Origin of the sequence: Tangfeifania diversioriginum, assembly GCF_900141875.1 — a bacterium.
Classification (GTDB): Bacteria; Bacteroidota; Bacteroidia; order Bacteroidales; family Prolixibacteraceae; genus Tangfeifania; species Tangfeifania diversioriginum.
Genome location: NZ_FQZE01000027.1, coordinates 65,836 through 72,358, shown reverse-complemented (window position 1 = coordinate 72,358; position 6,523 = coordinate 65,836). Strand labels below are relative to the sequence as shown.

Genomic DNA, 6,523 nt, shown 5'->3' with positions numbered 1-6,523 from the left:
CAGGTGTGGGCTGGTACTGGTCCGGGTGTGCCGGACAGTCAAAATGGGGCCTTGAAATTGGCGGCCTTGCAGCCATCGATTTGGACAACCACACCACGTTTCGCCTTGAAGCTGTTCAAACACTGATTGATTCTATTGCCGCTTAATTATTTAACGAATTATTGTTTGATGTTATTGAATAACATTTATGATCATAATTACAGACGCGACTAATTGAGTTCCTGCAAAAAGGTATTTTAAATTCTTAGGTTTTGATTTTAGAGCCATTTTAGCACCTGCAAAGCCGCCCAAAACTCCGCCTAAAGCCAAAGGTATTGCCAAATTGAAATCAAAAATGCCAGCCCCAAGATGTCCAAAGAATCCTGCTGCTGCAGATATTGATACCAAAAAAGTTGACACACCTACAGCAATGTGCATTGGAACATTCATTGTCAGAAGCATAAGTGGAACTAAGAAAGAACCGCCCGAAACTCCTACCATTCCTGATAAAAACCCCGTTAATAATACGATTGGTACCGTTATTAGTAAATTAACATGAAAAGTGTCACCATTTGATGTTAATGAAACAAGCCATTTACTATTCGTTTTGATTTTCTTCTTTGGTTTTCGCAGCATAAGTAAAGCAGCAATAAACATTACCACGGCAAAAATTACTTTTAATACCTTTTCATTAAAATAGTGTCCAAAGAATCCGCCAGCCATTGCTGATATAAAAATCAGTGCGCCCAACAATACAGTTAACTTCCAATGATTCATTTTCTGTTTGCTAAATAAAACCGCAGCCATTAATGATGAACACATTAGTATAAATTGACCTGTTGATGCCGAAAGGTTCATACTAATTCCTGACAATACAAGGGCAAGAACATAAAAATTTCCGCCACCACGTCCTGTCATTGTCATAATGAATGCAATGAGCATTATTATAATAGCTAATAACCAAATGCTCATTTTTTAAGTTTTTTATAAAGGTTACCGGGCATAATAGCTTCCATTAATGGAGGATAACCTCCGGGAATTATTTTTATATTTTCATATCCTTTACTTTTTAAATAGGTAAATATGATTACAGCCCGGACTCCGGCGGAACAAAAAACACCAATCAATTTATCTTGAGGAATTTCGTCAATTCTTGAGGGTACTTCATTTGTTGGGATCTCTAAATATTCACAATGATGAAGCAACGGAATTTTAACTGTTTCCACCTCTTCTTTTGCTCGTACATCTAATAAAACAGCGTTTTCTGATGCCAGAAATTTTTCTGCTTCCATTTTGTGTTCACCATTTCCAAAATAATGGAAATCCATTTTACTGATTACTTTTTCGAAATCACTCATATTATAAATTTTGTATTTGGCAAAAAAACCAAATAGGTTTGTAAAATTTTTATTTTTTACTGATTACTTTCATTGCACAGCTCATGAAATCCAGCACACAAGGAATAGCTAAGCGATAATAAATAAAGTTCTTATTCCTTTTACCTTCAATGATTTTATGCCGTTTAAGGATGTCCAGATGTTTTGACATTGTAGATATATCAATGCCAACCAACTTAGTAAGCTCCTTTACCAACATTATTTTATCTTTCACTGCATGAATTATAAATAAACGTGTTGGATGAGCTAAAGCTTTAAATATCTCCGCTTTTTCTGAAAATTCTATTTCTATGTCTTTGTTCATATTCTTGTTTTTACTGTATCTCTGTTGTTAACAATTGTAAAAGCTTCTTTGACCACAATTTTTTTACCGTATGACGGTTTATATTTAAGCAAAAAAGCAAACTGCATACAACTGAAATATTATTTTTTTCTAAGTATTATTATGATTGGCAAAATCACCAAATAGAATTTTACACTCAAAATTTTCTTGAATTTATTTTTTAGAACTTACATTTTGCAGGATGGTTTTTACCTTGCTGTTAAGGTTTAAATATCTTTTAACAACTCTATTTCAAGAACCATCATTGATTTTTTTCTTCCTTCAAAGTCGTGAAAATACTAAAAGCAGAAATAAATGTTCGTATGCATACTATTTGTAAGTTGTTGACAAGCAAAATATTTATCCTGATATTTGCACAAAAATAAGTAAAATTAAAAGACAAAAAATGGTACAGAATAATTCTACATTCAAAGCATTTCGTGTTGAAGAACAAGAAGGCAATTACATTGGTTCGATTAGAAAAATGGAATTCGGCACTTTAAACGACAATGAGATTTTAGTAAAAGTACACTACAGTTCATTGAATTATAAAGATGCATTGTCCGCTTCAGGTAACAAAGGAGTAACCGGAAAATATCCGCACACACCCGGAATTGACGCGGTTGGAATAATTGAGAAATCTAAAAGTGATTTATTGAATGCTGGGGAAAAAGTAATTGTTACCAGTTATGATTTAGGGATGAATACTGACGGAGGATTTGCTGAATACATCCAGGTTCCGGCTGATTGGGCCGTAAAACTGCCTGAGAAACTGACCATGAAAGAGGCAATGATTTATGGCACTGCTGGTTTAACAGCTGGAATGTCTGTTTTACGACTGACTGAAATGATAAAACCGGATGATGGAAAAATAGTAGTATCTGGCGCCACAGGTGGAGTTGGTGCTTTGAGTGTCTCCATTTTGAGTAAATTAGGATATTCAGTTGTTGCAATAACCGGCAAGGAGGCAGAGCGTGACTATCTGGTTCAGCTTGGAGCAGAAGAAGTTATGTTGCGTGGCGAGATTGAGAAATTTGCTGAAAAACCACTGTTGAAACCTTTGTTTGCCGGGGCAATTGATACAGTTGGAGGTAAAATTCTTGAAAATATAATTAAATCAACCAATGCAATGGGAGCAGTAACTTGTTGCGGCAACGTTGCATCTCCAAAAATAGACTTAACCGTTTTCCCGTTTATCCTGAGAGGAGTTACGCTTGTTGGAATAGATTCTCAGAATTACCCAATGAAATACAGAACAATAGTCTGGAATAAATTAGCTGACGAATGGAAACCAGAACATTTAGACACTACTTGCAACGAAATTAAACTTGAAGATGTACCGCATAAAATTGAATTAATGCTGCAGGGAAAATTAAAAGGGAGAACGATATTGAAATTGGCTGAATAAATTCTTAACCTCCAGAGAAAGGGTGCCTTTGTTAAAGATACATTCGGGGCATACACACGTTACTACCCGTGCTTTCCGGGACGGATGAGGACACGTGTGAAGGATCCTTTTCAAATAAGGTTTTCAACTCCTAAAAAAAAATGCAGTCTCCGGATATGCTCGTTTCAACAATATCACTTTTCCAAGGTATTCTAAAGTGGGGGAAAATAAACTTTTGATGTCGCGCTTTTGTAAATATTAACCCAGAAATAACCGATGAAGCAAAATCGTATTCAGCAGTAATTCAACTCAAGAAATCAGAGTAAAAAAACATACGATAATGCGACTTACAATTATCTGAAAGTTGAATGGAAGCGTTTCATTATCGAAAAAAAATGAACTGGATAGCATGATCATACAAAAATAAATTCAATGTTTACTTTCACTCTTTACTTCAGATAAAAAAAATAAAATTAAATCACTTCTACTAGTTAAATAATTGGGGATAAAAGAAGAAAAAAGATCTTCGGGGTAGGGATATGCAAGATGTGTTTTTGTAATACAAAAACTCTTGTGCCTGTCCGGCAGGGACTTTTACCTCTGGGTAAAAGCTTGATTAATCCTTCGGATTAAAATTAAAAAAAGGGAGTGTATCCAACCGATAAATGCAAAAATAACCTGATTTATGAACCTGTCAAGGGTATATAAATCCCGTTTGCCCGGTCCCCTTGACAGAACCCTAAATCAGCAGGAAAGAGCATTTACGGGTTGGATATAAACAGCATGATAAATTAAAGAGATTATTTTACAATCTTTTACCTAATCTTTCGTGATTTTCCCTTTGAATTTTTGTTTCCAGTATTCAATTTCTGTTGAAGTTGCGACATATCATCACTAATTTTCTTTTCAACAACTTTCGCATAAATCTGGGTAGTTCTCAAATCAGTATGCCCCAACATTTTACTCACTGATTCTATGGGCACTCCATTGCTTAAAGTAACCGTTGTTGCAAAAGTATGCCGGGCAATATGAAAAGTAAGATTCTTATTAATTCCGCACAAATCGGCAATTTCTTTTAAATAGCTGTTTAATTTTTGATTGGAAAAATTCGGGAATAAGGTCCCTTTTACTTTCGACCGGGGATGGCTTTTATAGGTATCAATTATTTTCTGGGCTTTTTTTAGGATGGGAACCCTAACCGGTGTTGAAGTTTTTTCCCGTTGTGTATAAATCCAGTTCATCCCGTCAATCCCTTTTCTGATATTGTCAGGAGTTAGTCGCATGACATCAATATAGGCAAGGCCGGTATAGCAACTGAATACAAATATGTCTTTTACCTGTTGCAGGCGTTCAATCTCAAAATCCCTCTCTTCAATTGTATTTAATTCATCCTTTGTAAGAAACTCTCTCCCTTTTTTGATAAACTTTGCTTTAAAGAGTGAAAATGGATCCTTTTCAATCCATTCCATTCTGACTGCCATGTTTATCATTTTTCGCAACCGTTCAATATGTTTCATCACCGTATTATTTCCCATCGGCCGGTGATGATCTTCCGGTTTGTATTTCCGAAGGAAATATTCAAAGTCACTGATAAATTTATAATTCAAATCCGACAGGTAAATGTCACTTTTTTTGAACTTCCTTTTCAGGAATAACTCTACATATTTTTTGGTAGTAAAATAGTTTTTTTGAGTTCCCCATTTTAGGTTCGAATCCATGCGGATGTTGTGAAAATCGATCAACTCCATTAATGTTTTCTCAGATTCATCAAACCCTATAAACCGGTTTTTAATGGCTTCTGCTGTTACTTTTTTTCTTTCTGAAACCAGGTCCTGATAATGCCCGGCAAGCTGCGAACGGACTTGTTCCAGGTAAGCGTTAAGTGCTGTAATTTCGGGGCTTTTGCCTGTTGCTATTCCTTTACCGTTGTTCCAACTGGACACTAAAATTCTTCGTTTTACAGAGATTTCACAGCGACTGGTGTTGACTGTAACACGGGCATAGATAGGTGCTGTACCTTCCTTAATCCGGTGCTTCCGAATTACAAATTGAATCCCAAAAGTGTTTACTTTTTTCATGTTTTTTAATTTAGTTTAATTCATACTTGCCCAACTGTTCACAAAAAACAGTTCAAATAGGCATCAAACTGAACTAAACGGCACCAAAAACAATCATTATAAAAACTTGAATAACAAATACTTAAATGCTTCTGGTGAACCAAATATAAAAATAAATTTGGTTCACCGTATTGTTCACATTTAAGATGGTTTTTTATGGTCTATTTTGACTCATTATAAATAAAAAAGCCTGTAAATCATCTGATTTACAGGCTTTTGGTGTTTTTTGGATTTCCTATCCGTCGGGGTAGCCGGATTTGAACCGACGACCTCTTCGTCCCGAACGAAGCGCGCTACCGGGCTGCGCTATACCCCGCGGCAAACACCACAACTTCAGCAGAGGTGTTTTAAAATGCGCTGCAAATTTAACCTTTTTTATACAAATTGAAAGTTTTCAAAAAACAAAAAAGCAATTTTTGGGAAACAATCTTCACAATCAAATAAAACAACCACCCAAAACAAACATTTGTTCTTTTAAACATTTGCGTATTCTAAACATTATTTCTATTTTAGCGCCATAATAATTTGATTCAGTAACGCTTAAAAATCAACAACAATTGTCATATGAAAATCGCAATTACATCAGAAAAAAAAGGCCTGAGATCGAAATTTGATTTACGGTTTGGGCGAGCCGGATGGTTTTGTATTTACGATACCGAAAACGGTGAAGTCATTTTTACAGAAAATGAAAATAAAGACGCCAACGGTGGTGCAGGCACCAAAACGGCCGAAAAAATGGCCGAACTAAACGTAAGCCAAATCATCTCCGGAGATTTTGGCCCCAAGGCAAAAGCACTGCTCGAAAAATTTAAAATTCAAATGGTTATCCTCGACGAAGGGAATAAAACCATCAACGAAATTATTGAGCGACTCAAAAACAAAAGCACAATAAATTCAAATTAAAAATATCAAATAAATTTCACATTCATGAAGAAAAAAATTGCCGTACCAGTTAACGACAACTCTGTCCTTGATGCCCATTTTGGGCATTGCAAATTTTTTGTTTTGGCCGAAACGGACGGAGAAGAAGTTATTTCGGAAGAAATTGTGCAACCGCCACCTCACGAACCCGGAGTGTTGCCTGCATGGCTGGCCGAAAACGGCGTAACCGATGTGTTGTCAGGCGGGATGGGCAACCGTGCTATTCAGCTATTCAACAAAAACGGCGTTAACGTTTTTGTAGGCGCCCCCCAACTGGAAGCCAGGGCGCTTATTTCAGGGTTTCTGAACAACTCCATCCAATTCTCGGCCAATTACTGCGACCACTAAAAACCGGTTTACTAAACAACTTCAACAAACTAACCATTTGTAACCGGAACAA

General features: G+C 36.1%; 7 protein-coding genes and 1 tRNA gene. 3 read left to right on the top strand and 5 right to left on the bottom strand.

The window, feature by feature from the left end; genetic code table 11:
• Nucleotides 1–171: 171 nt before the first annotated feature.
• The 3 genes from BUC07_RS15935 to BUC07_RS15925 are packed head-to-tail and all read right to left on the bottom strand — an operon-like array spanning nt 172 to nt 1,680.
• Entirely contained in the window at nt 172–951 is a 780-nt protein-coding gene (locus tag BUC07_RS15935) for a sulfite exporter TauE/SafE family protein (RefSeq protein WP_073171784.1), read from the bottom strand.
• Nucleotides 948–1,337 (bottom strand): rhodanese-like domain-containing protein, encoded by a 390-nt coding sequence (locus BUC07_RS15930; protein ID WP_073171781.1) that lies wholly within the window; start codon nt 1,335–1,337, stop codon nt 948–950. The genes BUC07_RS15935 and BUC07_RS15930 overlap by 4 nt, the downstream gene beginning before the upstream one ends.
• A gap of 49 nt (nt 1,338–1,386) precedes the next feature.
• Nucleotides 1,387–1,680 (bottom strand): ArsR/SmtB family transcription factor, encoded by a 294-nt coding sequence (locus BUC07_RS15925; RefSeq protein ID WP_073171778.1) that lies wholly within the window; start codon nt 1,678–1,680, stop codon nt 1,387–1,389.
• A 424-nt stretch (nt 1,681–2,104) separates the two neighbouring features.
• On the opposite strand from BUC07_RS15925, the gene BUC07_RS15920 reads away from it, so the two are divergent.
• Complete coding sequence (locus BUC07_RS15920; RefSeq protein ID WP_073171775.1) at nt 2,105–3,106, top strand: YhdH/YhfP family quinone oxidoreductase; 1,002 nt, start codon at nt 2,105–2,107, stop codon at nt 3,104–3,106.
• Between the two features lie 794 nt (nt 3,107–3,900).
• Here the strand turns inward: BUC07_RS15920 and BUC07_RS15915 are convergent.
• Together BUC07_RS15915 and BUC07_RS15910 are read right to left on the bottom strand one after the other, a co-directional pair.
• Nucleotides 3,901–5,163, bottom strand: coding sequence for a site-specific integrase (locus tag BUC07_RS15915; RefSeq protein ID WP_073171772.1), 1,263 nt, complete (start codon nt 5,161–5,163; stop codon nt 3,901–3,903).
• A gap of 281 nt (nt 5,164–5,444) precedes the next feature.
• A tRNA-Pro gene (locus BUC07_RS15910) sits at nt 5,445–5,518 on the bottom strand.
• A gap of 248 nt (nt 5,519–5,766) precedes the next feature.
• Between BUC07_RS15910 and BUC07_RS15905 the strand changes: the two genes are divergently transcribed.
• Together BUC07_RS15905 and BUC07_RS15900 are read left to right on the top strand one after the other, a co-directional pair.
• Complete coding sequence (locus BUC07_RS15905; protein WP_073171769.1) at nt 5,767–6,105, top strand: NifB/NifX family molybdenum-iron cluster-binding protein; 339 nt, start codon at nt 5,767–5,769, stop codon at nt 6,103–6,105.
• A 24-nt stretch (nt 6,106–6,129) separates the two neighbouring features.
• The gene (locus BUC07_RS15900) at nt 6,130–6,471 is read left to right on the top strand and encodes a NifB/NifX family molybdenum-iron cluster-binding protein (protein WP_073171767.1); all 342 of its coding nucleotides are present in this window, start codon (nt 6,130–6,132) and stop codon (nt 6,469–6,471) included.
• Nucleotides 6,472–6,523 lie beyond the last annotated feature (52 nt).